Genomic DNA, 26206 nt, shown 5'->3' with positions numbered 1-26206 from the left:
AGTAGGGTCAAATAATTTATTCAACCAGAATGTCCACAACTCTTGAGACGCCTTTATTGTCAAATATTTCAAGTGCTTTGCGCGACAGCTCTTGTCTTTTACCTGTATCTTTTACAAGAAACTTTACAGCATGATATATTGTTTCGTGATCAATCTTTTCAGCACTTCCCAAATAAACAGCGGCAGCGGCTTCTTCCAGCTTTTCTGAAATCCTAATTTGGTTATCAGCGGTTGTAATTATTACTAAGGGTCTGCCAATGCTGCAAACTTCCCAGCAGGAGGAACCGCCGGCTCCTATTATGATATCATTTTCAGCTATCAGCTCAGCCATATTTTCAACATTTGATTTAATGTTAAAATTAAATGTCGAATTCTGAGCAAAATGATCTAAAGAATGTCTATGCGGGTAAGCTGGCCCCACAACAAGTGTTAATTCTATCTTGTTGCCTAAAGCTTGTAAGGCTTGGAGAATTGTTAAAGACACATTAAGAGCGTCGGCTCCTCCCATACTAACCAAAACACTGATGTGGCCGTCATTTGCCGTGACAGGGTGTTTTGCTGTGCTTGTCCTAAATTCTTTTCTTAACAGGACATATTTAGAGCCAGCCAAAACTATAGCGTTCTCATTCACATTATAAACTATCGTTTCAGCGCCGAGGTTCTGATTCAGAATTACTGCTGCATCATATTTTTTGAGATGATGGCAATCATCGATAACCAGAGTATTGGGATGATTTTTCCTTATTCGCTTCTGGTATATAGTATCTAAAAAATAGCCGTCCAATACAATCCAACTGCCTGCCGGTGCAGACTTCGCAACTTGGAGTAATATTTGTGCATCGTTCTCAGAATCAGGATATGAAACGTCTATTGGCTCATATTCTAGTCCAAGATTACGAATTTTTTTAACTAAAGTAGTATTAGCAATTTTTCCGACAACAATAGCTCGTCCCCCTCTGTCCATCCACTCTTGAGCGAGAGCGAGGCACCGCATAACATGGCCAATTCCGATTTTGGAATTAGCATCAGCCCTTATGATAAGAGTTTTATCTTTTCCCAAGAGGTCTTCTGTTTTCATTTCCATTTTGCGTCTTTGTGCTTGCTGTCGATTATGCTTAAATTAAGGATTGTTTTTTTAGTATTTCAAATTTTACTTCAGCTGCTTCCCAATCTTCAAGTGTATCGATGTCCTGCACTAAATTACGAGGTAAGGTCACAGGGATAGTTTCTTCGGAATACATCCTGTTATTTTTACGAAATTTTTTACAATTTACCCAACAGAATTGTCCGGCATCATGGTATGCTTCAGGTAAATCCTGTGATCGGGTCATTTCATGTTCAGGCCAGAACATCTCCATAAATCCCTTGCTGTTAATTCTAAGTGCTCGCTGGATAGGAAACGGGAAAGTAGTCACTGCTAGAACCGAGTGCGCGTCTTTTGAGGTTAAGAGTTCAAACCCTTCCTTAAGGTCTGCCGGACGTACAAATGGTGCTGTGGGGTAGATGCAGCATGCATGTTTAGCATTAATCCCGTTTTCCATGGCCCAGTCTATGGCGTGCATCAAGACTGGAGCCGTGGGGGTGTAATCATCCGAAAGCTCGGCAGGGCGTCTGAACGGGGCAATGGCACCGTATTTTTCCGCCACCTCAGCAATGTCATCAGAGTCGGTTGAGACTATGACATGACTGAATAGTCCACTTTCAATTGCGGCTGTAATTGAATAGTAGAGAATTGGTTTGCTTGCGAAATCCTTAATATTTTTGTTTTTTATTCGCTTACTTCCCCCACGGGCCGGAATAACGGCTATACACATAGGTTTATCCTTGCCTTAAGGCTGTCTGCACGGTTTCAACAACGTATTCAATATCTTCATTTTCCATGAGCGGGAACATGGGCAGCGAGATTAAGCCTTCATAAGCTTTTTCTGCAACCGGGCACATGCCTTCATGGGTTCCGAAGTTGTTTTTGTAATACGGGTGTAGATGTACCGGAATATAGTGAACCTGTACGCCTAGACCGTGTCCGCGCAGGTAGTCGAATACAGCTTTGCGCTTATCGCTGCGGTTTTCACCTTCCAGATTTATCACGTAGAGGTGGTATGCATGTTTTGCCCCTTCCTGTTTACCGAGAGGAGCAATACCTTCCATGGCGGCAAATTCTTTGTCGTATATGGCGGCAATTTCCCGTCTTCGGGCAATCCATTCAGGAAGTCTGGAAAGCTGGCTTAAACCGAGTGCACATTGAAAATCAGTGATTCTGTAGTTGAAGCCCAGTTCCTGCATTTCATAGAACCAGCCGTCACGCTGCCTGAAATCGGCAGTGATGCCGTGGTTCCGGAAAATGCGCATGCGCTTATCGTATTCAGCGTTGTCGGTCACAGCCATGCCGCCTTCCCCGGTGGTCATGTGCTTGACCGGGTGAAAGCTGTACAGGGTGATGTCAGCCAGTGAACCTACAGGTTTACCGTTCAGGCTTCCGCCGATGGAGTGGCAACCGTCTGCGGCAAGGAAGATTCCATGTTTGTCCGCGATGTTGCGCAAGGCTTCATAATCACAAGGCTGACCCGCGTAATCAACTGCGATGATCCCTTTTGTTTTGGAGGTAATTTTCTTTTCCACTTCAGCAGGATCGATGAGCAGGGTGTCAGGATCAACATCCGCAAATACCGGGGTTGCCCCCATGTAGGCAACGCAGTTGGCAGAAGCAGCAAAGGTCATCGGCGGAACAATGACCTCATCACCTTCTTTTACCTCAAAGGCGAACATGGCAGCATGCAGGGCCGCGGTACCACTGTTTACAGCCACTCCGTGGGCTACGCCGGATATTTTGGCGATTGCTTGTTCGAACTCAGCCACTTTCGGACCGGTTGTCAGCCACCCTGAGGTAAGAGCATCAGTAACGGCTTTGAGATCCTGTTCGTCAATTGACTGGCGACCGTATGGAATATTTTTAGAATTACCCACAGTGAACCTCTAATGGTCTATCTCTATGGTTGAAATCATTTTGATCAATCCTTTTTCGTCAACCCAGTCTACATTGCTGTCTGAAGAGTATTCAAAACCTTCTACAACGGGGCTGCCGCCTATCATTTCAGCCTGTCTGTTCATAAAACCGGTGTCGGGTTTGATTACATAATATTCGTCGAACTCAGCTGTGTTGCGGGCGTCATCTGCGGAAATCATCATTTCATGCAGCTTTTCGCCGGGACGGATGCCTATGATTTTCTGTTCGCAATCCGGTCCCATGGCTTTGGCCAGATCAGTAATCTTCATGCTCGGAATTTTCTGGACGAAGATTTCGCCGCCGACCATTCTTTCAAAACCGTCAAGAACGAATTGTACTGCATCATCAAGAGTGGTCCAGAAGCGAGTCATGCGTGGATCAGTGATGGTCAAGGTTCCAGTTTCTTTTTGTTTCTGGAAAAGGGGAACAACGCTGCCCCGGCTGCCAACAACGTTTCCGTAACGGACAACGCTGAATTTGGTGTCCTCGGATCCGGCGTAAAGGTTTCCAGCCACAAAAAGTTTATCAGAACAGAGCTTGGTGGCACCGTAGAGGTTGACCGGGCTTACAGCTTTATCGGTGCTGAGCGCGATTACTTTTTTTACGCCGACATCAATGGCAGTGTTAATAAGGTTCTGGGCACCGATGATGTTGGTCTTGATGGCTTCAAATGGGTTGTACTCTGAAGCTGGAACCTGTTTCATGGCTGCTGCATGGATCAGAAAGTCAACTCCTTTTAGTGCCCGGTAGAGTCTTTCCTTATCGCGCACATCACCGATGAAGTAGCGCATGCAGGGAAATTCTTTGTCGGAGAATTTGCGTGACATTTCGTACTGTTTGAATTCGTCACGGCTGTATATGATCAATCTTTTGGGAGAGTATTTTTCCAGAATCATTTTAACACATTTATGGCCGAATGAACCTGTTCCGCCAGTGATCAGAATACTTTTTCCGTTAAACATTATATTCTCCTCTTAACCCTTGAGGGTGTTTTTATCTTCAATAAGGCGGATGCCTTTGTCTTCAATTCTATATACTTTGTCGCACTGCTCGATAGTAGAGAGTCGGTGTGCGATTATAATTAATGTCTTGCCTTCGCTGACTTTAAAAATATTGTCCATGATCCGCTGTTCGGTTTGGCTGTCCAGTGCTGATGTGGCTTCATCAAGAACCAGAAGATCAGGGTTGCCGTAAATGGCCCGTGCTATTCCGATTCTCTGCTTTTGACCTCCGGAAAGCTGTGACCCATCTTCACCCACAGGTGTATGGATCCCTTGATTCTGTTCTAGAAAAGGAGTCAGCTCAGCTTTGTTGAGTGCTTCTTTCAGCTTCTGTTCATCAAATTTGCGCCCGAAAGCAACGTTTTCTGACACTGTGGAATCAAAAAGATAAATGGACTGCGGAATATAACCAATTTTTTCCCGCCATGAGAGCATATTTTTTTCTGTTAATGGGGTCTCATCCACATCGATATTTCCGGAAAAAGAAGTGTACATTCCGATGATAATATCTGCGAGGGTGCTTTTGCCTGCCCCGCTTTCACCGATAAGGGCTATTTTTTCACCCTTTGTGATGTTCAGGGAAATATTTTTGAGGATCAATTCTTCAGTATATCCGAAACTCATGTTTCGAATATTAATCTGGTCCTTGAATTTAATGGGGTCATTGCCCAGTCTATGAGTCTCGAGGTGAAAGTCTTCATAGAGCAGGTCAATACTCTTATTGTAGTAAAGCATATTGTTGTAGCTGCTCAGGATGCGGTTTACAGAGGGCAGCATACGGTACATTGCCAAACCAAAAAGAGATACGACCGGGATAATCGATGAAATAGCCTGCCCGCTCTGTAAAGCCAGAATCAGGGCCGCGATAAGCATGGAGAATCCGATACTTTCAAGAGAAAGTCGGGGAACTGTATTATAGGTGTTGTTCATTACCATGGCATCAACGTATCCCTTTCCAGACTTGTGCAGAGCATTGATAGCTGTTTTTTCTCCGGCCATGAGCTTAATGAATTTCAGGTTGCTCAGGGTTTCGCTAATGGTGCGGTAGTATACTTCCTGAAACTGGTTTCGTTTCAACCCTTCTTTTTTGATCAGCCGGGAAACAATTTTGATCAGCAGCAGGACCATTAGTCCGAGAAAACCGGTAAGGGCCAGCGTAACCTTCCAGTTGACCACCAGTAATGCAGTATAAAGAAAGGAAGATACAAAAAGTTCAGAAATCAGCAACAGTAAGGAATAAAAGAAAAGAGCTGCATTGTTTGTTTCAGTGATCAGTTTCTTGGAAAGATCTGAGCTGTTTCGAGTGGTCATATCCTGATATTTGATATGCACATAATTAGAAAACAGTTTAGTTCCAAGGGATAGAAATATTCCTTGTGAATATCTCTGAATAAAATACATGTAACAGAGATTGAGAAACCCTCTGGATACGTAAAATCCGATCAAAACAAGGCCGAAAGTGATGACAAAGGACTGTGCATCGCTGAACCCAAAAAAAGTGTAGGCAAAATTGTAGTATTTATTACCTGTTACCAGTGAAAAATCACTCGCAACAGAAATAAATGGCAAAATAGCCGAAATACCAACGGTTTCTATGCCCGATATAAGAATGGACAGAACAACCAGCGCGAAAATACTTTTTTTCTGAGCCGGGTTCAGGAGTCCTTTGATCTTTTTGATCATGATAGCCGTGTGGTCCTTTTAATCTTCAATCTCGTAGTCGTTCATGTACCAGTCAACGGTTTTGCGCAGACCTTCTTCCAGCGGAACTTCCGGGTCATAGCCGAGTACTTTCCATGATTTTGAAATGTCGGAAAGGCGGTCTTTGACTGCATCCCAGTTGCGTCTTTCTTTGAATACAATTTCGGAAGAAGATCCGGTGTATTCTATGATCATTTTTGCAAGGTCAATGATCTTAGTGGGTTTTCCGGTTCCACCGTTAAAGATGTCGCCGTCAGTTATCTCGGATAGGGCGGCTAAGGTCAGTAGCTGGGCAGTATTGCCTACAAAGGTGAAGTCGCGGGTTTCAGTGCCGTCACCAGTAATAAAGAGTGGCTCGCCTTTAATAGCCCGTACAATGAAGTTGGGGATTACATTGCGATATGCCCCGTGCGGTTCGTAAGGACCGTAAGTATTAAATACGCGTATGGAGACAGCCGGGATCTGGAACATGGAAGCATAATACTTAACGTAGAGTTCGGCTGTGTACTTGTTGATGGCATACGGAGTTTCGTGCGGGTAGATGTAGTCCTTTTCATTCATCATTTCTGCATTGCCGTATACGCAGGAAGAAGAGGTGTAGACAAATTTCTTCAGCTCTTTGTTTGCCTTGCAGATTTCCAGCAGGTTCATGGTACCGATGATGTTGGCCTGCACATCTTTGAAGGGGTGGTCCACTGAGTTCTGGTTGGCAAAATGTGCAGCCAGATGAAAAACGTATTCCGGCAGGAATTCTTCCATTTCCTGACGATAGGTCTCAATCTGTCCTATGTCTGCTTTGACAAAAGTGATCCGTTCGTCATTGGGCAGGTAGTTTTTATACCCGGAGGACAAGTCATCAAGAACCATTACCTTGCTTACTCCGGCAGCAAGCATCCTTTCGATTAAATTCAGTCCGATGGCTCCCGCGCCGCCGGTCACAAGTACTCTGGCATTATTCATTGAAAAGGGCCTCACGTATGTTTTCGTAGCTATTGTTCATGTTGTAAAAATCTTTACCGTCTTCACGCAGTTCAGCCAGTTTCGTTGAGTCCAACCTACGTACAAGGGCGGCAATGGAAGGAACGTCGGCACTGTCGGCTACCAGCAGTTCTTTCTGGATGTCGCGCACTATCTGGGTTGTGGTGGATGAGAGCGGACTCAAGGCCACCACGGGTTTGCCCGCCCCGATGTAGTCGGCGAGCTTGGAGGGGAAGAAGGGAGAATCCTTCAGCGGAGCGTCAATTACCAACAGGATATCCGCTTCGGAAAGGACTTCAATGGAGTCCAGATATGGCACCGGATCAAAGAATTTAATTGTGTCCGGGCATTTTGCTTCAGCCAAACGGCTTTCTTCTTCCTTCATTCGTCCGTAGAAGTGAAATTCGAGATTCTGCGGCTTGACCTTGTTAACTGCTTCAATAAGCGGAGCAGCTGAACGCAAGCCGTATATATTGCCGGTATGGGCAATGATCTTTTTGAGCGGTTCTGATTGTCTGCGCGAGTATAGGTCGGGATCAAATACATGAGGCAGAACTTTGATCTTCTCGCTGTCTGCACCAAGTCCTTTTACAAAAAGATCTTTGGTCTTTTCGGATGTTACAGTTATTTTGTCCGCTCTGGATATAACTGTTTTTTCATATAACTTGTTGATCTTACGCTGGATTCCTGTGCGGTACGATAGGTACGGGTTCAGGGTCCACGGATCGGAAAAGTGGGCAGTCCATTGCAGGTTGCGGTCGGTTTCCTTTACCGCCAGTCCGGCCAGATGGTTCACTAGCGGGGTCGAATGGGTGTAAAGTGTATCTATTTGAAATTCTTTGATCAGTTTGATAGCAGCTTTGGCCGCAGGAAATTTCCACCAGAATTTGCGGTCAGTGATCTCAAACCCACCGCAGATATAGTGCAGCCATTTCTCACCGGGCAGCCTGTTAACACGGTGGATGGTCAGGTTCTCATGGTCCCTGCTTAATTTTTGGTCCAGAAATTCGAAATCAGGGTTCTCGCAACTAGTGAGCACATGCACCCGATGCCCGTTGCGAGCCAAGGTCAAGGCGCGACGTTGTACCTGAATCGATTCCGGAGAAAGGATTGGTGGAAAATCGTATGTTATGAAAAGAATTGATTTTTTCATTTGCCAGTCAATTCCCTATGAATATCTGCAAAGATTTTTTCCGCTTGGGCGGGTTCCCAGTGCGCATCCGCCTGACGCGCAGCATTAATGCCGAATTCCTTGCGTCTCGCCTCGCTCGAAAAGAATTCAATCCCTGAACGATATCCGGCTGGGGAATCTTCCACCATCTTTGCTGTGTTATTTTCAAATTCAGGGACAGGCGTTCCCCTACGCGAATTAAAAAGAATGGGCAAACCACACAGTGAAGCTTCCAGTACAGTTTTAGGAAATTCGCTATACTGGGAATGCCCGGCAAAAAGGTCATATTCATGCATGGTCCGGCAGAGTTCATCGTTAGGCATGGCCGGGATGAAATGAATTCTTGCATTCAGCTTGAGTTCGTTTGCAAGTTCAGCGAGTTCCTGTTCTTTGGAGCCGCTACCCACAATTGTCAGCTCAGCATCAAAATATTTAAGGGCACGGATGATGTTTTCCGGGTTTTTGGCAGGGATAACCCGGCCTACATATAAAATTTTCATCGGCCCGGAAGAACTGTATTCTTCCTTACGTACTATTTTGCCCGGATTGATTACGTTGTACGCTACAAACGGATTAGTTGCGCCTTTGTCGCGGGCATAATCCAGAATGGAACCGTACACGCAACTAACTTTATCCGCTCTTGTCAGAGTATACTTTTCAACTCCTTTGGAAAGAGCGTAGAATACCTTGGTTTTGAAATCCACTTCCGGATTGGCCCTGGTCTGATCTGGCTGGGTGTGCAGGGATACGAAGAGTGGGATCCCCAGCTCTTCCTTGATTCTTGCGCCTACGTATCCGTTAAGAAAATTACCGTAGCAACGGATCATGGCCGGATTAATTTCCCGGGCCAGCTCTACTGCCTGATCCGCCCAGCTTCGCAGCAGGAACGGACGCCATAAAGTCTTCGCCAGTAACCCCATGCCGGAAGGCAGGGTATGCAGGGTCAGTTTAGCGTCACCTACGGTCCGTTGCAGGGCTTGAATATCAGGTCTGTCATCATTGGTCATCAGGATATGGACATCACTAAAGACCCCGCCCGGATTGTAGTAGCGGTCAATCAGTTCGCCTTTCCCGATTATATGGGAAAGGCGATCTGTTATGATGACTAGCAAGGTGCTATTCATTGACTAAGCATTCCTGATGATGTCTGCGATGAATTCCTGCTGTTCCCTTTCAAGGTAAGGGTGCATGGGGATTGCAAAAATACGGCTGGCCGCATCTTCGCTTATCGGGCAGTCACCCATTTTGTAGCCGAGGTCCTTAAAGGCGGTCTGTAAATGCATGGGGATGGGGTAGTAGATGGGAGAAGGAATGTTCTTCTCGCCCAGAGCTTTCTGGATGCGTTCACGGTGTTCGCCGTCTTTTGCCAGCGGGCAGTACTGAGCCCATACGGAACGGTAGCCTTCAGGAACAGTAGGAACTGTCAGTCCTTCGACATCCGCAAGAAGTTTGGCATAGGTAGCTGCTACGTTGTCGCGCAGATCTACTTCTTCGGGAAAGATTTCAAATTTTGCCAGCAGGATGGCTGCCTGCAATGAGTCCAGACGTCCGGTGATACCGAGTCTGACATTGTCGTACCTGTCCGGTCCCATACCGTGGATGCGGTGGGAGCGCAGGCGCTCGATAAGGTAATCATCGTCAGTGAAGCACATGCCGCCGTCACCGTAGCAGCCGAGAGGCTTAGCCGGGAAGAAGGATGTGCAGGTGATGTCGCCGAGAGAGCAGGCGCGTTTGCCTTTGTATTCTCCGCCGAAGCTCTGAGCAGCATCTTCGATAAGGAAAAGGTCATGCTTGTCGGCTACGGCTTTGATTGCTTCGTAATCGGCAGGAAGGCCGAAAATATCAACAGAGATAATGCCCTTGGCGGTGAGACCGTCTACCTTGGGCAGAACGCAACCGTTGTCTGCTCCTTTCAGGGCTTCAATGGTTTTGTCCAATTTTTTAGGGTCAATGTTGAAAGTAACCGGGTCAATATCTACGAAAACCGGTGTCGCCCCGGTAAGAGCGATGGTTTCAGCGGTAGCAAAGAATGTGAATGGAGTTGTGAAGACGGCATCACCGGGTTTCACATCCAGAGACATGAGCGCGAGGGTCAGGGCGTCAGTGCCGGATGCACAGCCCAGCGCATGTTTGGTGCCGCAGTATTCAGCCAGCTTTTCTTCAATGGCCGGAATTTCGGGGCCCATAATGTATGCGCCGTGATCAAGGACGGTATCCATGTTTTCACGGACTTGTTTTTCTACCCGGGAAAACTGTTTTTTTAAGTCAATAAACGGAATATTCATGGATTAGTTCTCCATTAAATGAATAGTTATATGTTTGTTAGACAACCTTCCAGTTCGGTCGTCTTAAATAAATATCACTTGTATTATCGAACTCTTGGGTGTTGAGGACCATGAGTCTTATTTTGCGTTTGATTGCATCTTCCGCTTTTGTGCGCAGATCACCGATACGGTCGGAATTTGTATCATCACCGATAATTAAAACGTCAATGATTCCTGAGTCTATGCCTTTGGCATAGTCATCTAAAATATATACAGAATCAACATCTCCGATAGTGGATAGAATGTATTCAAGAATCTGGTCGATCCCTATATACTTACGGACGATTGAGCTGATTTCAGGGAAAAATGGATGCGAAGAGTTGGCATTGTAATATATATAGCGCCCCTCTTTCTTTTTGTTCAGGTAGCCTGCCTCACTCAATCCATCTAATTCTTCTTTCATGGCATTGGGTGAAACATCGAATTCTGCTGCTAATTCCCGGAGATATGAGGATACATCAGGGTTAAGGAACAGTTTGAGCAGCAGTTTGATTCTGGTCTTTGATGTAAATAGTTCTTTGAGCATGGTGTGAGTTTGTTAGGTTATTCTGAACAAACTGTCAAATTAGCTTTGCGAATAACGGTAATTAAGAGAGCAAATCTTTATAAAGTTTTGTCGAAATCTGGAGATTTGAAAGAGTGTTCAGAATCTTTTCAAGTTTGCTGTTTTCCACAATGTCGTAAGGATCAAAGTAGTGAGTAAGGAATAAGTTCTGCTCTTTGATGACTTTAATTGTCGCTTCAAACTCTTCAATGAAAAGCTGGTCATCTCCAAGAAATGGATTCTTTTTACGGAGCATGTTCCATGAGTCGAAAATAGCCAGAGGAAAATGCAGGCTGCATCCTGTGGGAATCTCTATTATTCCGTGGGAATGAAGCGAAGGTGCTCCGAATCCTTTATAGCCGCAAGCAGCTGTGGAGCTGCTGTATCTGTAACCCAGTTCAGCGAGGATCGGGTAAACGCTTTCTGTATGTAGATTCCCATAGTGAGGAGTTCTAAAACCTACGCATTCAACTCCCAGAATCTTATGGATAGCTTCGTGCGCGCGTTCCACCTCTTCCTTCTGTTCGGCGTACGACAGTTTGTTGAAATAGCGGTCCGGTGCCCAGTGGGGGTTATCCGGGTGGGTATAGGTGTGGTTGATGATTTCATGTCCTTCATCCACGGCCCGTTTGTGAATATCCGGGTATTTTTCGACAAATTTACCAATGACAGCGAAACCGGCCTTGATGTCGTGCATTTTAAGCATATCCAGCAGAACTGGAAAGGCATCAATGTCTTTTTCAAAATCAAAGTCAAAAGTCAGTACATAGGTGGCCTGCCCGCATGGATTGTCCTGCTTCCTCATGAACTGGGTAAAATATTGCTCAGGACATGTAGAATGAATAGCTTTCCTGAGTAGGAAAGCTATGTATTTGTTTTTTATGGGGTGGAGGAGTGGTGTTGGTATCATTGCTAGACTCACTAGTTGCTGTAATATTTATTCTGGAGCGTTGAATAACGTTTGTATGCGGTTGCGTTGTTCGGATTTTTCTTTAGTTCCAGCACAAGGCGGGCATGTTCAGCCAAAGGACTGTCTGGAGCATAGGAAAGCAGAAAGTCCAGTTGCTTCTGGTTGTTTTTTGCTAATGCGATAGTGAAAACGGATTGTTTAAAGTCCGTTTTACTGTTTTTGTTGGTATAATTTATGTCTGCTCCACTTCCCAATAGCAAAGACAAAATTTCGGTATTCTTTGTAAAGTCCATAGCATGCAAGAGAGGTGTAGTGTTGAATAAGTTGTTGTTGACATCTGCCCCGAGCAATATTGCGTCTTTAACAGAAGAGTGCTGGCCAGACATTATTGCAAAGTAAAGTGCTAAGTTGTTCATGTATGGGCTTTTGCTATAATTTCTTCCTGAAGAGAGAAGCGTTTTTAATAAGGAAGTTTTATTTAGAAAGAAACACTCTCTAACGAACGCTTCTGTGGTTACTTTTTCGTCATAAATAGCTAGCACTAAGTCGTCACGGCCAAGCCTGAGAAGTTGGTTTACAAAATCGATGCTAATTGAATTCTGATTGTCATCTATATATTTAAAAAAATCATTTTTATTTATTATTTTAAAATTAGGTTGAGTGTACTTTTTCAAAACCGTAGTTTTTGGATTTGTCCAATGTTGTCCCTTAAATAATTTCTTAAGTCCTTTACTATTAAGGTGTGTTGGATCTGAGAAGAAATTTTGGTTGAGACCTAAATTTTCATCTTTATTAAAGTCATAATAGGTCGAGATGATATGTGATATCATGCCAAAGATGGTGTCTAGCTTATCCTGTTGTAGTGGGGGTAATTTGTCCTTCCAGGGTAGGGTAAAGTAAATTGTTTTAATGTTATGAGATTTGGAGAAATTATTGATTTTCGAAAGTTTGTCGAGGTAATAATTAGTCACGGAGTGACTGGAAAAGACTACAGCATTGTTTTTGTAAGACGTGCCTTCTTTGTGTAATACTCCAAATTCATCAATAAAGTTAGGCTGCTCAGATTTCGGTCCGAGGTTGTCAATTATGCATTTCCACGCATCTGCAATTTTGTCCGGTCCTATATTGCGGAAGCTTTCGAGAAAAAGTGTCGATTTGCTGGACAGTTCCGGGGCTGAATTTTCATAATGAAAGCTATTGATATCAATCAGGTAGTATATCTGTTGAATATTTTTGACTTGCTTTTCGTCCAGTGTGTTCAGCAAGGCAAGAATATCACCGGGATTGTTGTAAATTGAAGTGCTGAAGTTGAGGACTGGCTCACCAAGAATTTCTTCAGAAATAAGCATGGTCCGGCTGCTGCCAAACACGAGGGTGTATTTACCTTCGTAAAGTTTGGAAGCTACATTACGGGCAGTGCTTTTTAGGCTTTTGAATTTCAGTTTGTTATATTTACCTTCAATCAGCCTAAATTCGCCGTAAGGATCAATAACGATATTGACCGTGAAAATCAGGGCAAAGATCAGGGCTGCAAGGGTCGAAATTGTCAGTATGGTCCACTTACGTATTGTCATAATTAGAAATCAAAATAGAGAAAGGTTTGATGGGTGTAGAGCAGTACGAATGATACCATGAACATGCTTATAGCCATGACGGATTCTTTGAGTGAGAATTTCATGTTTTCTGCAGTGGTTACGGAATTATTGAATCTGGCCGCAAATCCGATCAGAGCGATACATATTCCCAGTAGGACGAATTCGTCCCGAAAAGTCAGGGCAGTGGAAAATCCGATGTTAACCATCCCCAGCATTCCCTTGTATATTTTGATAGCATCAAATGTGGTTTCGGCTCGGAAAAGCACCCAACAGGCGTTGACGTAAAGGAAGGTCAGCAGCCAGCCTGCATATGCAGGTAGTTTATTTCCGGTATTCTGCCAGATACGGTGAATAACCATGGCTGTTCCATGTAATGCGCCCCAGAGAATAAAATTCCATCCGGCGCCATGCCAGAAGCCGATAAGCAGGAATGAAATCAGAAGGTTTTCAAGGGTTCGGTATGCTCCTTTGCGGCTCCCGCCTAACGGAAAATAGATATAGTCGCGAACAAATCGTCCGAGTGTGATGTGCCAACGTCTCCAGAAGTCCTGAATGTTCAGTGACTGATATGGGGAATTGAAGTTGTTGGGCAGTTTGACGTTGAAAAGTAGTCCAAGTCCTAACGCCATGTCTGTATATCCGCTGAAATCAAAATAGAGCTGGCAGGTATACGCAAGGCTCACTGCCCATGAATCCCAGAAGGGCAGGGCCAGCGCTTTATCAAACCCGTTTTCAACATAAGGAGCCAGTGAGTCAGCGATGACTATTTTTTTGAATAAGCCCATACTGAACAAGAAGAAACCCTGTCCGATATTTTGAAAGTTTATTTTTCCGGCGTTGTCGGCATTGAATTGCGGGGTGATTTCTTGCTGGTAGCTGATAGGTCCTGCCACAAGCTGTGGAAAGAAAGATACAAAGAGGCTGTAGTCCAGCAAATTGCAGCGGGCAGCCTTGCCCCGGTAAGTATCTACCAGAAATGAAATTTGCTGGAAGGTATAAAAGCTGACACCTAAGGGGATGATCACTTTTTCAGTGATTGTCGGCATCCCGGTCAGTTCGGCTATGTTATTGAAGAAAAAGTTTTTGTATTTGAAGTAACCTAGCACAGCGAGGTTGGCTGTTACGGCTACAGTGAGTAGTGGCTTGCTACGTTTGCGATAAAGGGCTTCGGCCATATAAAAGTTGAATAAAATAGTGCCGCCGAGCAGGTATAGATATTCGGTCTTCCACCATGCGTAAAAGGTGAATGATGCGAGCACGAGGAATAGTTTGCCTGCTTCGTGCTGTTTGAAGTTCCGCAGTAGGAAATAGACAGCAAAGACAATGGGCAGGAAAAAGAGAATAAAAATATGAGAATTGAAAAGCATTTTTTATTAACCTGTTATCCTTCCTCATCAAATTCGGGAACTACATTATGCAGCATGGTTCTGACTTCATCTGCGTGGAATTTATCCGCAGCAGCCTTTATCTCTACAAGCTGTTTTTTGAATTGGGTGCAGTAGGCATCAAGATCGTTCTCAACTCCTTTTAGAACCATGATTTTGTCATGTTCAGTGCGGACGATTCCCTCGCCTTCAGTGATCAGTTCTTCATACAATTTTTCACCTTCGCGGAGTCCGGTGAAAATGATTTCAATGTCTTTATCAGGTTCTTTCCCCGATAAGCGGATCAGATCGCGGGCCATGTCAGCGATTTTAACCGGCTCGCCCATTTCGAGAATGAAAATTTCACCGCCATCGGCCATAACTCCAGCCTGTAAGATAAGCTGTGCTGCTTCAGATATGGACATGAAATAGCGAGTTACGTCTTTGTGGGTAACAGTCACCGGGCCGCCTTTTTCGATCTGGCGGCGAAAGAGCGGAACAACAGATCCGGAAGAGCCAACTACATTACCGAAACGGACAGCCATAAACGTAGTTTTAGAGTCATGGAATAAGCGCATGAGTAGCTCCGTCACCCGCTTGGAGGCTCCCATGATGTTGGTGGGGCGTACTGCTTTGTCGGTGGAGACAATTACAAAGCGGGCTACGCCGTGCTTGTCTGCTGCGGTCATTACGTTTTTAGTGCCGCAAATATTGTTGTGCACTGCCTGCCACGGGTTGCGTTCCATCATGGGGACGTGCTTGTAGGCTGCGGCGTGGAAAACTGTGTGCGGCTTGTAGTTACCAAAGGTTTCATCCATGAGCTGTTCGTCCTGAACAGAACCGAGTACGGTCACATAATTGTGGAACTTCAGTTCATGATGCAATTCCATCTGGATTCCGTAGAGGTTTGCTTCACTGGAATCTACAAGGATGAGTTTGGCCGGGTTAAAACGGACGACCTGCCGGACCAGTTCGGAGCCGATAGAGCCTCCGCATCCGGTAACCAGTACGGTTTTGCCGGATAGGTAGTCACTGATTGCGGTTGTATCCAGCTGTACCGGAGCACGACCTAATAAATCCTGATAACTGACATCGCGTAATGCCTTGATCCCCACCTTGCCGTTAATAATCTCATCCATTCCGGGAAGAATCTTATAAGGCAGTCCTGTTTGTTTGCATGCGTCAATAATTTCACGCATTTGTGCGCCGGATGCTTCTGCCACAGCAATAAGTATTTCATTGACGCATTTATTTTTCACAAGTTCTTGCAGATCAGAGAGGGGACCGAGAACAGGGACACCATGGATAGTACGTCCTCGTTTGGTCTTGTCGTTATCCAGAAAACCAACAGGTAAATACTTGAGTTGTCCACTACTTCTGATTTCACGAACAACTTTTTCTCCTGCTCGTCCGGCACCGATGATCAGGGCATTGTTACCGTCAACAGGACAATTTTCCGGTGAAAATTGAATAGAGTTACCGTCTTTGAAAGCGTAAAAGGATCGGATCATGACCCGAACACCGCCGCACATGAAAACAGTCAGCATCCAGTCAATGATGAATACACCACGGGAAAAACCGTCGAATCCAAATTTGTACAGAACCACAGTAACCAGAATCAAGGACTGGAGAAAGGTAGCTTCAAGAATGTGCCAGAGATCTCGCAGACTGGTATAGCGCCACATCCCACGATAAAGACCCAACCCAAGGAAAACTGAAAATTTGATAATTACAGCATACTTAAGCAGTTCAAGACATTGAATGCTTGCGTATCCCGGCAGACTGAAGTCAAAGCGAAATAGGTAAGCCCCGTAAAAGGCCACACAAAAGATAATCAGATCCAGCAGGACCATGAGGTAAAAATTCGCATTACGTAGGTTGTGGATCATCTGTTACTTTCCGCACCTTTTAATCAGGTCTACAATTCTTTCCATGTCTTCCGTTGTCATGGCCGTGCCGGAAGGCAGACAGAGTCCGCGTGCAAAAAGGTCTTCGCTGACTTTGCCTCCGAAAACAGTGTTATTCTTAAAAACCGGCTGGTTGTGCATAGGCTTCCATACTGGACGGGATTCTATGTTTTCTTCTTCAAGTGCAATACGGATTTCATCCGGGCTTGCACCGAATTCATCTTTATCCACTAAGATTACAGAGAGCCAGCGGTTACATTCTCCGTAATCGGCCTCAGGCATAAAGGATATGCCTGGACAGTGTCCGAGTTCCTGCTCGTAATAATCAAAAATCTCTCTCTTCCGCTTAACCCTGTCAGGGATTACTTCCACTTGGCCGCGTCCCACGGCAGCTACTACATTGGACATGCGGTAATTGTAGCCGATTTCCTTGTGCTCGTAATAAGGTTCTGGCTCTTTGGCCTGCTGGGAAAGCCAGCGTGCTCGGGATATCATTTCATCGTTATCTGATGCGAGAAGTCCTCCACCTGAAGAGGTAATGATTTTATTACCGTTAAAGGAATAAGAGGCCATAAGCGCGCCTTTGCCCGCATGTCTGCCTTTATAAAGAGCACCTACAGACTCTGCAGCATCTACGATCAAGGGGATTTCGTGTGGTTCAAGAATTTCGAGAATGCGGTCATAATCCGCACACTGCCCGTATAGGTCGGTGGGAATGACTGCTTTGGGTTTGCGTCCCTTGGAAATATAGTGATCCACGGCCTCAGCTAGTAATTCCGGGTCCATGTTCCAAGTTTCGTAGTCGCTGTCGATGAAAACCGGCTCCGCGCCTAGAAAGGTAACCGGGCTTACGCTGCCGATAAAAGTCAAAGATGATGCGATAACAACATCGCCCGGTTCAACTCCTACAATGCGCAGAGCAAGATGCAGGGCTGCGGTTCCGCTAGAAAGTGCCGCACAATGTTTGAACCCGGTAAGTTCCGAGAAATCCTGCTCAAATCCATTGACCATAGGTCCAAGCGGAGCAATGAAATTGCTCTCAAAAGCTTGCCGGACGTATTCCTGTTCATTGCCTCCCATATGCGGGGGAGAAAGATATATGCGCTTATTGTTTGTGGACACTTGCAGGATTTCCTTTATTTCAAGTTGTTATTTGAGTCTTTTTTGGTTTCTCAGCCCTGATGCCTATAGTGAGCCTGTGTTCGTTAATGTGTTTAATTTATCTAGCAGTTTAGCTGAATAAATTTTTCGGCCACGGGAGTTAAGATGTCCTTCGTCTGCCCAGTATTCCGGAGTGGCAGGAACTGCATGTACCAAGTTAATAACTGGGGCATGTATTTCTTTTTGTATAAGTTTTAAATCGAAATCTTTTGGTGTTTGTATGCTTGCCGCAAGGTAAACAAAAACCTTGATCCCTTTCTTTTGGGCCATCGATATAATATAGTTGAAGAATTCAATGTTTTTTTTGCGTATATGAGATAGATCCTTAATATGGATATTTGCAATATCTTGCTCATCAAGGTCTGAACCGCGAAGAACCCCATCTCCATTGCTTAGTTTTACTATATTAACTTTTTTTGCGTGAGTGGCCGAGTTTCCTTTTTGTTCTTTTATGGGTTTGGGCATATAGCCAAATATTATCGTGTTCAAATATGCTTTGCTTTTCTCGCATAAAGTTACGGCATAACGAGAGATTAAAGATAGTTGCTCTAGATAGCCTAATGAAAAATGTCCAACTGTGGCAAGAGGAAGACCACATTTGATCTGGGCTAGAATATCTAAAGCTCCGGGAGTTGGGATTCTGCGTTCAAAATTTCCGTACAACCATGGGACATTTAGTTCCAAGGCAATTGTTTTTGGGGTCATTTCTGTTGCTGAGTCTACCATGCTTGGGTAGCTAAGCGGATTATGGGAAACTAAGCTTAAATTGTAACTTGTGACTCCTTTTTTGGTTAAGAACTCTGTATCAACATGATATCGTGTACGTGAACTGCCAATAAAAATGACGTCAACCTTAGTTGGAGCAGGGAATCTTTTTCTCATATGTTCTGCTCTCGAAGAGAGAACATCAATATAATATTCTGATGTTGTTCTTTTGCTTTCATAAACAGAAATAGCGATGTCGGCAAAGTAGAAACATATCAAGAGGCATATGAAGAAAAAAAATATTAACGTTCTACTTTTGTTATTAGAATTGAAAATATAAAAATTCATTTGCATTCCATATGATGATTGTTGCTAGTGCTGTGAAGGTTGTTATGCTTGCTATCGCGATATATAGCGGTTTTTCATATATTTTTTCATCAACGTATTCATTTGAGTTTTTTGCGAATAGACAGATAGTAAAGCCTACTAGAATCGACATGATTGGCAGTACGTAGTATTTGCTTAAAGATAAGTTCGGGTGAATCATCTTACTAATTATTACGTTAAAATCATGTAAATCGTTGGACCGGAAAAGAATCCACGCAAAGTTGACGAATAGAAATGTTATGCAACAGTTCAATGTGTTGTTCAGTTTTATGTTTAGATTGCTCCATAATCGATGAACAACTAGGGCAAGACCATGGCATATTCCCCAGAGAATGAATGTCCAGCCTGCACCATGCCAAATACCGGCTATGAAAAATACCAAAAGGAGGTTGAAGCAGGTTCTTATTTTTCCCTTTCGATTGCCCCCTAATGGAATATAAAGGTAGTTCTTGAGAAACCGGCCTAAGGTTATATGCCATCTTCTCCAGAAGTCTTGGATAGAAGTTGCTTTGTATGGTGAGTTAAAGTTTTGTGGGAGTTTTATGCCAAACATCATTGCTGCACCAAGAGCCATGTCTGTGTAGCCACTAAAATCAAAGTAAAGCTGGAATGTATAACTTAAGCTGGTGATCCAGGCACTAATAAAGTTCAAAGATTGGACAGCTTCAAAGCCCATATTAGCCCATATTGAAAAAAAGTCGGCAATGATGACTTTTTTAAAAAGACCAAACGAAAGTAAAACTAAACCAGCTAGAATATTTTCCCACACATGTGATTTAAATTGTTTTACGTAAAATTGCGGCACAATTTCCTTAAATTGTACGATTGGTCCTGCGATTAATTGTGGGAAAAATGAAATGAATAGTATGTAGTCGATAAAATTAGACTGTTTAATTTCTCCCTTGTAGCAATCTTGCAGGTAGGCAATTTGCTGAAATGTAAAAAAACTGATCGCAAGTGGCAGTATTATATCGAGCCGTATAGGGTCAATAGAGAGTAGTTGAGTGGCTGTGTTTAAAAGGAAATCAGTGTATTTATAATAACCGATCAGAAGGATGTTAAAAGTAATTCCAGTGTATAGAATGATTCTTCTATGTCTGGTGCTGTTATCTAATATGAATATGGAACAGATATAGTTTATTATTATCGAAGATAAAAACAGAATTAGATAATAAGGGTTCCAGCAAGTGTAGAAAAATAAAGAGCATCCTATTAACCATAATTTAGCTACAGCACCATTTTTATTGATAAGCAAAAAAAACAATACGCAAATTGGGAGGAATATAAGAAGATAATTTAGAGAATTAAAAAGCAAAACGTTACCTTGTTCTTGTCGAGTTAAACGAAACGCATATAATTGTTCGAATTAATCGCTTTCTTACAGGTTTTTAAACCATATTTGTGCTTAAGGATCCTTTTGAATGTTGCCCATAAGGGAACTCATCAATGTTCTTTGGGTCTGATATTATATTTTGATCCTTTAGTACAGTTCGACATGATTTCTACAAAAGCAACTGTAATGATTGTTTTTATATTGTGATTTGCGGCTAGGTTTTGACGCAGGCAGGAACTCCAACGGCAACAGCGTCTTCAGGAATGTCTTGAATAGCTGTTGAGCCTCCACCAAGTGTGGCCTTGGGGCCGATGGCAATACGTGGCAATACCGTGGCTCCGATGCCGATTATAGCCTCTTCGCCGACAAGAACCTCTCCACCAAGAGTTGATCCCGGTGCAACGTGAACGTGAGGGCCGATGATATTGTGGTGTTCTATGGTCGAGTTCGTATTAATGATGGAGTTGTCTTTAATCTCGGTTCCTGTATTGATGACTGTCCCGGCTAGGATCATGCAGCCAGCACCAACAGACACGTTGGGTGCGATGACTGAAGAGGGGTGGATTACTGTAAATAAGTTTTCACCAGATTTGATGAGATCGTTGAAAATTCGTTTGCGTAGTGCATTGTTGCCAAGGGCTATGACAATGCCGTCATGTTCAATATTTGCTATGGCTGCATTACCGCCTGAAACAGGAATTCCCATAATCTCTTTGTCATGTAGATCCGGATTCTCATCTATAAATGCAATTGGATTCGCTCCTTCCATGAGCTGCAATGCATCTGCAACAACCTGTCCATGTCCCCCGGCTCCCATAATGATGATTTTTTTCATCTTACTTCCCTTCCTGATTGCCCATGAACTCCTGTGCTGTTGCCTGTCCGGGCTGAGAGATGCCTTCACGTTTGAAAACACGGGCAACAGTCAGGTAAAGAATTTTAATATCTAGTATCAGGTTGTGGTTGTCCACATACCAAACATCCAGTTTGAATTTGTCTTCCCATGAAATAGCGTTCCGTCCATTGACCTGTGCCCATCCTGTTATACCGGGGAGAACATCATGGCGCCGGGCCTGTTCTGGAGAATAGCGCTTAAGGTATTGCATGAGCAGGGGGCGTGGTCCAACCAGGGACATGTCTCCAAAAATGACGTTGACCAGTTCTGGCAGTTCGTCCAGCGAAGTTGAGCGCAGGATGCGTCCGAATTTGCTAAGCCGTTCTGAATCAGGGAGCAGGTTGCCATGTTCATCTTTGGCATCCGACATGGTTTTGAACTTGATAATATTGAACGGCTTGCCGTGTAGTCCCGGTCTGCGCTGGATGAAGAAAACTCCTCCTCCCATTTTTTTATGGATGGCAATGGCAACTATGACCAGTACCGGAAAGAAAACAATCAGCGCTGAAATTGAAACAATAAGGTCAAAACCTCTTTTAACGGTCATTATTAAAGTCCCATGGCTTTCATTATGGTCGCATTGACCTTGTTAACATCGAATTTTTGTTCAGCATATTCCAGAGAGGCCGTTCCCATTTGCTGTAATAACTCAGGCTGGAGGATGAACTTTTCCATGGCCGATTCAAGTGCGAAGATATCTCTGACCGGGACCATAAAGCCGTTCTTTTCTTCGACCACAGTTTCGCGGCACCCTGTAGCATTAGTAGTAACTATAGGTCTCCCGGTGGCCATGGCTTCAAGTACTGAGCGGGGGGTTCCTTCGCGATATGAAGGCAGTACGTAGACGGAGCAGTTTTTTAACTCTTCGCGTACATCGTCAACTGGGCCGATGCTCTCAACTCCGCCATTCTGCCATGTTGCGATCAAATCGTCACTTATTGAATCAGGGCCATGGTCATGTGGTCCGACTAATCTGAAGCTGGCCTGAGGGTATTTCTTTTTGAGCCGCAGGGATGCCTCGGCGAATTCACGTACGCCTTTTTCTTTGAGCAGTCGAGAAATGCATAGAAATACAGGCGCGGTTTGCGGAACAGGGGAGCTGGTGTAGTGAGTAAGATCGATCCCGGAGCCATTGGTGACAATTGTAGATTTGTTTTGGGGAATGATGTTTAGTGTTTTAAATAAATCCTGATCATCCGGATTTTGAAACATTACAGTGTTGTTGCAGGCAAGCCCGACACGGTACATGTTTTTGACCAGCTTGAAGAGCAATCCTCGTTTGCCGGATGTTTGTCCAAAAGCGTAACCAAGGCCAGTGATTATGGAATAGATTTTTTTCACCCCGGCCAACTTGGCGGCTATGGATCCATAGATAACAGGCTTGATCGTATATGAAATAACCGCGTCGGGTTTGATCTCTTTCAGAATTTTAATCAGTGCGAAAAGGGCTGCCAAGTCTTTAGCGGGATTCATCCCTTTACGTTTGATGGGGGCTTCGATAAATTTGATGCCCATTTTCGCGAGTTTCTCCGGTACATCGGGAGAGTCAGTTGGAGCGATGCCATAGACATCATTTCCAGCATCTTTCATGGCTCGTAACATGGGGCCGCGAAAGTTTAAAAGTGACGGGCCGTATCCACCTATGACTGCAATTTTCATTGTTTCCTCCAAGTAATTGCGGACATTACTTGCGGCTTTGGGGGTGTGTCAATATTGATAAGTGATATGTCTGCTGCTGCATTGACTTATGGGGGGATTGCTCGTAATTTGTTTAGTTTTATACATAATTAAAGGCAATTTCATTGCAAAAAAATGATATATATCTATGAGAACAATGAACTTTTTGAAAAAATATAATCTGATTCTTTTGTCTCTGTTTTTCTTGCTTTTGTGCTGTGCTATGTCTTTTGTGTCTTATCAGCATTATTTTGATCTTTCTGATGAAGGTCTTGCAGCCTACTTGTCTCTTGCAGGTAAAAATTTAATAACAAACCAACAATGGTACTATATTTCAAATTTATACGGTACTATCTTTGGACAGAATTTATTGTCGTACAGAGTCCTTCTTTTTATTAAGTTCATTGTGGAGTCCATACTTATTTGTTGCGGAGTTTTTTTTTATTACAATGACGGTTCTCAGCGTTTAGATACAAGTATCAAAACAAAGATAACGCTGTTTTCGGCAGTCTTATGTGCGCAATTGTCTCTGGTTTTATATGCCATACCTTCATATAATTCATATGCCGGCTTTGCAGCTTACATGTGGGCGACATCCTTTTTGATTTATTTATCACGCAACAAAAGCTTTTGGTTATATTTTGGGGTTTCTGCTTTGAATATGTGCGCTGTTGCACTTGCGTTTATGTCGAAAGCCCCGACTGGCATGGCGTTCGTGCTGGGGGGAATTATACTGTTTCCATGCTGCTACTATTTTATAAATGGTAAGAAAGGTATTGTGCCTTCCAGCGCTTGCTCTGTGCTGGGGGTAACTGCCGGATGTGTTGTTTATTATTTGCTTATTCGCGCTGATCTGGACGCAGTTGTAAGCTCTTATAAAGCTACAGGCGGTTCCGGTATATATTATTTGCCTAAAGTTTTAATGAGGCATGTTAGGGACTTAGTTAACTCTGCATTTTATTTGTGTCTGTTTTGTATCCCAATCCTAGCTGGCTTATTCTACGCTGAACATTCTGAAAAGAAGTACAAAAACAACGTCGTTCTGCTTTTGATTGTTGTTGGTTTATCTGCCGTTTACTTCTTTTCTGTTAGTGAAGTTAGGTTATTTCCTGAATTTGTGTATTCCAAAACAGTTTTCGGGTTGCCCATAAATAAAATAATTTCTACTACAATTGATCATCCCAGAGCAAAGGTTATGCTTTATATGTGTGCCTTATGCTTTTCTGTTTTTGTATACAGATTTAAGTGTGCAGGCCGGATTGACCAGTCTTTGCGAAAGGAAATTGTTTTATTTGTTGTTGTATTCTTCGCCACTTTAGGAATGTCAGCCGGGACGACTCTTCATCTGGCCTTTCATATGCACAATACAGCCGGATTGATAGCGATCGTCTGTGTTGTATTGTTTTTGGTCTGCACTGGGGTTGGGAAACGGGTAAAGCTGTTTTTGGGGATAAATGTGTTTTTTTGTGCGACCTTGTGTGTTGCTTCCCAGTACAGCTATAACTTTAAAGAGTATTACAGGGCTCCTCCTCTGGAGGAGCAGACTTCTTTATCTAATGAAAGCGTGTTTCTGAAGGGTATTTTGATTGATGATGAACGTGCTGAATTAATAGATAGGATGCAGGACGGTCTATTGAGCGTCGGCTTTGATTTTTCACATGATAAAATTTTCATTTATCCGGTCTCTCCGGGGCTCCCTGCTGCGGTAGGTGCTAAAGCTTATGGTTCGCTTTGGGCTTCAGAGCAAACTGTTGATTACACATGTCGGACTTTCAAATCTGAGACTATTTCCCTCAACGAGCGGGTTTATATTCTTCGGGGAGGAGACCTCTTTCTGCCCATTAGAGAGTGTCTTGAAATGCATGTTCAGAAATCTGAAAATTTCGTTGAAATTGATTTGGGGAATTATAACAACTCCAGGGAAGGCAAGCGATTAAATTACTATTTAGAAGGTCCTTACCTGCCGATTAGTAAATAGTCTGTTGTTGCTCTGATGATCCTTGCTTAGTATTTTTAGTAACATTGAAGCTTTAGAAAAAAAAGTATATTGTGTCTAATGTCTGTGGTGTATATGTGTCTAAAATAATGGGATAATTAAGGTTATATTGATTCAATGCGAAGAATGTTCAAACATAGCAATTTGCTTTTCTTGAAAAGCGCGTTGGCCAAAGATGGCATTTCTGGTGATATTGATTACGTGCTTAAGTGGGTTAAAGCTCAGGCTGATGCTGTCGATGTTACTGTGGAAAAGACAAGTTTTGACCGTCTTCAGTCATGGTCAATAGCTGACAATGGGCGCTTGCAGCACAATACCGGGCGTTTTTTTTCAATTGATGGCATTCGTGTGCAGACCAATTGGGACGGTGGCGGTAAGTGGGACCAGCCGATAATTAACCAGCCTGAAATAGGATACTTGGGATTTATTACCAAGGAATTCGATGGGGTCCTGCATTTTTTGGTTCAAGCCAAGATAGAGCCTGGTAATTTAAATAAGGTTCAATTATCACCCACCCTACAGGCTACCCGGAGTAATTATACCCAAGTCCATAAAGGCAATAAGCCTGAATATCTTGATCATTTCAGGGAGGCAACTCCTGAACAGATTTTAGTGGATCAGTTGCAATCCGAGCAGGGAGCACGTTTTTTAAGAAAAAGAAATCGGAACATCATAATTAGAATTGATGAAGATATTCCTGTTAAAAAGAATTTCATCTGGCTCACATTGTGGCAGCTTAAAAAGCTCATGCATTATGAAAATGTTGTTAATATGGATACACGTACTGTTGTTTCCGGAATAACATACGGTTCTTTCGAAAGTGATACCTGTGATCTTGTGTCCTACTTGTTGCGAGGCAATGGTCATTCCGCTCCTAAAGATGAATTCCTTAACTCTACTCTCTCTATTGAACCTGCTGTCCATACAGAGGAAGAAATTATTACTTTCTTGACACATTTGAAAAGTATTTATGACCTTGATGTAGAACGGATTCCTTTGCCAGAGGTGCAGGATTGGGTTGTACGTAATGATAGGATTCACCACAAGGAAGATAAATATTTTGAAGTGATCGCTGTTTCTGTTGCAATAGAAGGCAGGGAGGTCGGATGCTGGGATCAGCCTATGATACACCCGATGCAAAGTGGCATTTGTGCTTTAGTATGCAAAAAAATTAATGGAGTGTTGCATTTTATTGTTCAGGCCAAGCTTGAGTGTGGAAATCATGATATCATCGAGCTTGCCCCCACAGTACAATGTCTCACCGGTAATTATATAAATTCAATTAAGATACTACCTTTTTTGGAATATGTGCTCAATGCCAAAGAGCAGAATATTGTACTTGATGTAATGCAATCTGAAGAGGGAGGACGTTTCTATCAGGAGATGAATCGTAATATTGTTATTCTTGCTGCTGATGATTTCCCAGAGGAGCTCCCACCGACTTATATATGGATGACGCTTAATCAATTGCATCGCTTTCTTAAGTTCAATAATTATCTAAACATTCAAATTAGAAGCCTCATTGCGGCTTTACCTTTTACATAATTATGAGA

At 43.5% G+C, this 26206-nt stretch carries 22 protein-coding genes; 2 read left to right on the top strand and 20 right to left on the bottom strand.

Annotated features, from left to right (window positions below):
* Nucleotides 1-16: 16 nt before the first annotated feature.
* The 20 genes from pseG to DESAL_RS18410 form a co-directional block, all read right to left on the bottom strand.
* Nucleotides 17-1078, bottom strand: a complete 1062-nt coding sequence (gene pseG, locus DESAL_RS18505) for a UDP-2,4-diacetamido-2,4,6-trideoxy-beta-L-altropyranose hydrolase (RefSeq protein WP_197528768.1) — start codon at nt 1076-1078, stop codon at nt 17-19.
* Between the two features lie 37 nt (nt 1079-1115).
* A complete protein-coding gene (gene pseF / locus DESAL_RS18500; RefSeq protein WP_015853494.1) occupies nt 1116-1814 on the bottom strand; it encodes a pseudaminic acid cytidylyltransferase in 699 nt (232 codons plus the stop codon).
* 4 nt (nt 1815-1818) lie between these two features.
* On the bottom strand, nt 1819-2964 hold the full coding sequence (gene pseC, locus DESAL_RS18495) for a UDP-4-amino-4,6-dideoxy-N-acetyl-beta-L-altrosamine transaminase (RefSeq protein WP_015853493.1): 1146 nt from the start codon (nt 2962-2964) through the stop codon (nt 1819-1821).
* Between the two features lie 9 nt (nt 2965-2973).
* Entirely contained in the window at nt 2974-3966 is a 993-nt protein-coding gene (gene pseB, locus DESAL_RS18490; RefSeq protein WP_015853492.1) for a UDP-N-acetylglucosamine 4,6-dehydratase (inverting), read from the bottom strand.
* A 12-nt stretch (nt 3967-3978) separates the two neighbouring features.
* Nucleotides 3979-5688, bottom strand: a complete 1710-nt coding sequence (locus DESAL_RS18485; protein WP_015853491.1) for an ABC transporter ATP-binding protein/permease — start codon at nt 5686-5688, stop codon at nt 3979-3981.
* An 18-nt stretch (nt 5689-5706) separates the two neighbouring features.
* A complete protein-coding gene (locus DESAL_RS18480; protein ID WP_015853490.1) occupies nt 5707-6666 on the bottom strand; it encodes an NAD-dependent epimerase/dehydratase family protein in 960 nt (319 codons plus the stop codon).
* Nucleotides 6659-7837: a glycosyltransferase family 4 protein gene (locus DESAL_RS18475; protein ID WP_015853489.1), complete on the bottom strand. Its 1179-nt coding sequence runs from the start codon at nt 7835-7837 to the stop codon at nt 6659-6661. The genes DESAL_RS18480 and DESAL_RS18475 overlap by 8 nt, the downstream gene beginning before the upstream one ends.
* Nucleotides 7834-8979 (bottom strand): glycosyltransferase, encoded by a 1146-nt coding sequence (locus DESAL_RS18470; RefSeq protein ID WP_015853488.1) that lies wholly within the window; start codon nt 8977-8979, stop codon nt 7834-7836. Before DESAL_RS18470 ends, DESAL_RS18475 begins: the two co-directional genes overlap by 4 nt.
* A 3-nt stretch (nt 8980-8982) precedes the next feature.
* Nucleotides 8983-10140 carry a DegT/DnrJ/EryC1/StrS family aminotransferase gene (locus DESAL_RS18465; RefSeq protein ID WP_015853487.1) on the bottom strand — a complete coding sequence of 386 codons (1158 nt, stop codon included), beginning with the start codon at nt 10138-10140 and terminating at the stop codon, nt 8983-8985.
* Between the two features lie 37 nt (nt 10141-10177).
* A complete protein-coding gene (locus tag DESAL_RS18460) occupies nt 10178-10705 on the bottom strand; it encodes a winged helix-turn-helix domain-containing protein (protein ID WP_015853486.1) in 528 nt (175 codons plus the stop codon).
* Nucleotides 10706-10766: 61 nt separating this feature from the next.
* Nucleotides 10767-11528 carry a polysaccharide deacetylase family protein gene (locus DESAL_RS18455; protein ID WP_245543763.1) on the bottom strand — a complete coding sequence of 254 codons (762 nt, stop codon included), beginning with the start codon at nt 11526-11528 and terminating at the stop codon, nt 10767-10769.
* 116 nt (nt 11529-11644) lie between these two features.
* Nucleotides 11645-13207, bottom strand: coding sequence for an ankyrin repeat domain-containing protein (locus DESAL_RS18450; protein WP_015853484.1), 1563 nt, complete (start codon nt 13205-13207; stop codon nt 11645-11647).
* 2 nt (nt 13208-13209) lie between these two features.
* On the bottom strand, nt 13210-14595 hold the full coding sequence (locus DESAL_RS18445; RefSeq protein ID WP_015853483.1) for an MBOAT family O-acyltransferase: 1386 nt from the start codon (nt 14593-14595) through the stop codon (nt 13210-13212).
* A gap of 14 nt (nt 14596-14609) precedes the next feature.
* Entirely contained in the window at nt 14610-16481 is a 1872-nt protein-coding gene (locus tag DESAL_RS18440; protein WP_015853482.1) for a polysaccharide biosynthesis protein, read from the bottom strand.
* Nucleotides 16482-16484: 3 nt separating this feature from the next.
* Complete coding sequence (locus DESAL_RS18435) at nt 16485-17621, bottom strand: DegT/DnrJ/EryC1/StrS family aminotransferase (protein ID WP_015853481.1); 1137 nt, start codon at nt 17619-17621, stop codon at nt 16485-16487.
* Between the two features lie 63 nt (nt 17622-17684).
* Nucleotides 17685-18542, bottom strand: coding sequence for a hypothetical protein (locus DESAL_RS18430; protein WP_157046989.1), 858 nt, complete (start codon nt 18540-18542; stop codon nt 17685-17687).
* Between the two features lie 145 nt (nt 18543-18687).
* Complete coding sequence (locus DESAL_RS18425) at nt 18688-20007, bottom strand: MBOAT family O-acyltransferase (protein ID WP_197528767.1); 1320 nt, start codon at nt 20005-20007, stop codon at nt 18688-18690.
* A gap of 292 nt (nt 20008-20299) precedes the next feature.
* On the bottom strand, nt 20300-20920 hold the full coding sequence (locus tag DESAL_RS18420) for an acetyltransferase (protein WP_015853478.1): 621 nt from the start codon (nt 20918-20920) through the stop codon (nt 20300-20302).
* 1 nt (nt 20921) lies between these two features.
* Nucleotides 20922-21527 (bottom strand): sugar transferase, encoded by a 606-nt coding sequence (locus tag DESAL_RS18415; protein WP_015853477.1) that lies wholly within the window; start codon nt 21525-21527, stop codon nt 20922-20924.
* A gap of 2 nt (nt 21528-21529) precedes the next feature.
* Entirely contained in the window at nt 21530-22639 is a 1110-nt protein-coding gene (locus DESAL_RS18410; protein WP_015853476.1) for a glycosyltransferase family 4 protein, read from the bottom strand.
* Between the two features lie 175 nt (nt 22640-22814).
* Between DESAL_RS18410 and DESAL_RS18405 the strand changes: the two genes are divergently transcribed.
* Together DESAL_RS18405 and DESAL_RS18400 are read left to right on the top strand one after the other, a co-directional pair.
* The gene (locus DESAL_RS18405; protein ID WP_015853475.1) at nt 22815-24635 is read left to right on the top strand and encodes a hypothetical protein; all 1821 of its coding nucleotides are present in this window, start codon (nt 22815-22817) and stop codon (nt 24633-24635) included.
* Between the two features lie 135 nt (nt 24636-24770).
* Nucleotides 24771-26198 carry an NDP-hexose 2,3-dehydratase family protein gene (locus DESAL_RS18400; protein ID WP_015853474.1) on the top strand — a complete coding sequence of 476 codons (1428 nt, stop codon included), beginning with the start codon at nt 24771-24773 and terminating at the stop codon, nt 26196-26198.
* Nucleotides 26199-26206: the final 8 nt, after the last annotated feature.

Source organism: Maridesulfovibrio salexigens DSM 2638, from assembly GCF_000023445.1.
GTDB classification, from domain to species: Bacteria; Desulfobacterota; Desulfovibrionia; order Desulfovibrionales; family Desulfovibrionaceae; genus Maridesulfovibrio; species Maridesulfovibrio salexigens.
Note: the sequence above shows the minus strand (reverse complement) of the source record. Positions and strands in the feature narration are given on the sequence as shown.

Excerpts from the sequence above, each read along its gene's own strand:
- DESAL_RS18460 (WP_015853486.1), bottom strand. The coding sequence starts at position 10,705 with ATGCTCAAAGAACTATTTACATCAAAGACCAGAATCAAACTGCTGCTC.
- pseB (WP_015853492.1), bottom strand. The coding sequence starts at position 3,966 with ATGTTTAACGGAAAAAGTATTCTGATCACTGGCGGAACAGGTTCATTC.
- DESAL_RS18465 (WP_015853487.1), bottom strand. The coding sequence starts at position 10,140 with ATGAATATTCCGTTTATTGACTTAAAAAAACAGTTTTCCCGGGTAGAA.
- DESAL_RS18430 (WP_157046989.1), bottom strand. The coding sequence starts at position 18,542 with ATGAGAAAAAGATTCCCTGCTCCAACTAAGGTTGACGTCATTTTTATT.
- DESAL_RS18485 (WP_015853491.1), bottom strand. The coding sequence starts at position 5,688 with ATGATCAAAAAGATCAAAGGACTCCTGAACCCGGCTCAGAAAAAAAGT.
- pseG (WP_197528768.1), bottom strand. The coding sequence starts at position 1,078 with ATGAAAACAGAAGACCTCTTGGGAAAAGATAAAACTCTTATCATAAGG.
- DESAL_RS18450 (WP_015853484.1), bottom strand. The coding sequence starts at position 13,207 with ATGACAATACGTAAGTGGACCATACTGACAATTTCGACCCTTGCAGCC.
- DESAL_RS18480 (WP_015853490.1), bottom strand. The coding sequence starts at position 6,666 with ATGAATAATGCCAGAGTACTTGTGACCGGCGGCGCGGGAGCCATCGGA.
- DESAL_RS18440 (WP_015853482.1), bottom strand. The coding sequence starts at position 16,481 with ATGATCCACAACCTACGTAATGCGAATTTTTACCTCATGGTCCTGCTG.
- DESAL_RS18470 (WP_015853488.1), bottom strand. The coding sequence starts at position 8,979 with ATGAATAGCACCTTGCTAGTCATCATAACAGATCGCCTTTCCCATATA.
- DESAL_RS18455 (WP_245543763.1), bottom strand. The coding sequence starts at position 11,528 with ATGAGGAAGCAGGACAATCCATGCGGGCAGGCCACCTATGTACTGACT.
- DESAL_RS18415 (WP_015853477.1), bottom strand. The coding sequence starts at position 21,527 with ATGACCGTTAAAAGAGGTTTTGACCTTATTGTTTCAATTTCAGCGCTG.
- DESAL_RS18420 (WP_015853478.1), bottom strand. The coding sequence starts at position 20,920 with ATGAAAAAAATCATCATTATGGGAGCCGGGGGACATGGACAGGTTGTT.
- DESAL_RS18475 (WP_015853489.1), bottom strand. The coding sequence starts at position 7,837 with ATGAAAAAATCAATTCTTTTCATAACATACGATTTTCCACCAATCCTT.
- DESAL_RS18410 (WP_015853476.1), bottom strand. The coding sequence starts at position 22,639 with ATGAAAATTGCAGTCATAGGTGGATACGGCCCGTCACTTTTAAACTTT.
- DESAL_RS18405 (WP_015853475.1), top strand. The coding sequence starts at position 22,815 with ATGAACTTTTTGAAAAAATATAATCTGATTCTTTTGTCTCTGTTTTTC.
- DESAL_RS18445 (WP_015853483.1), bottom strand. The coding sequence starts at position 14,595 with ATGCTTTTCAATTCTCATATTTTTATTCTCTTTTTCCTGCCCATTGTC.
- pseF (WP_015853494.1), bottom strand. The coding sequence starts at position 1,814 with ATGTGTATAGCCGTTATTCCGGCCCGTGGGGGAAGTAAGCGAATAAAA.
- DESAL_RS18400 (WP_015853474.1), top strand. The coding sequence starts at position 24,771 with ATGCGAAGAATGTTCAAACATAGCAATTTGCTTTTCTTGAAAAGCGCG.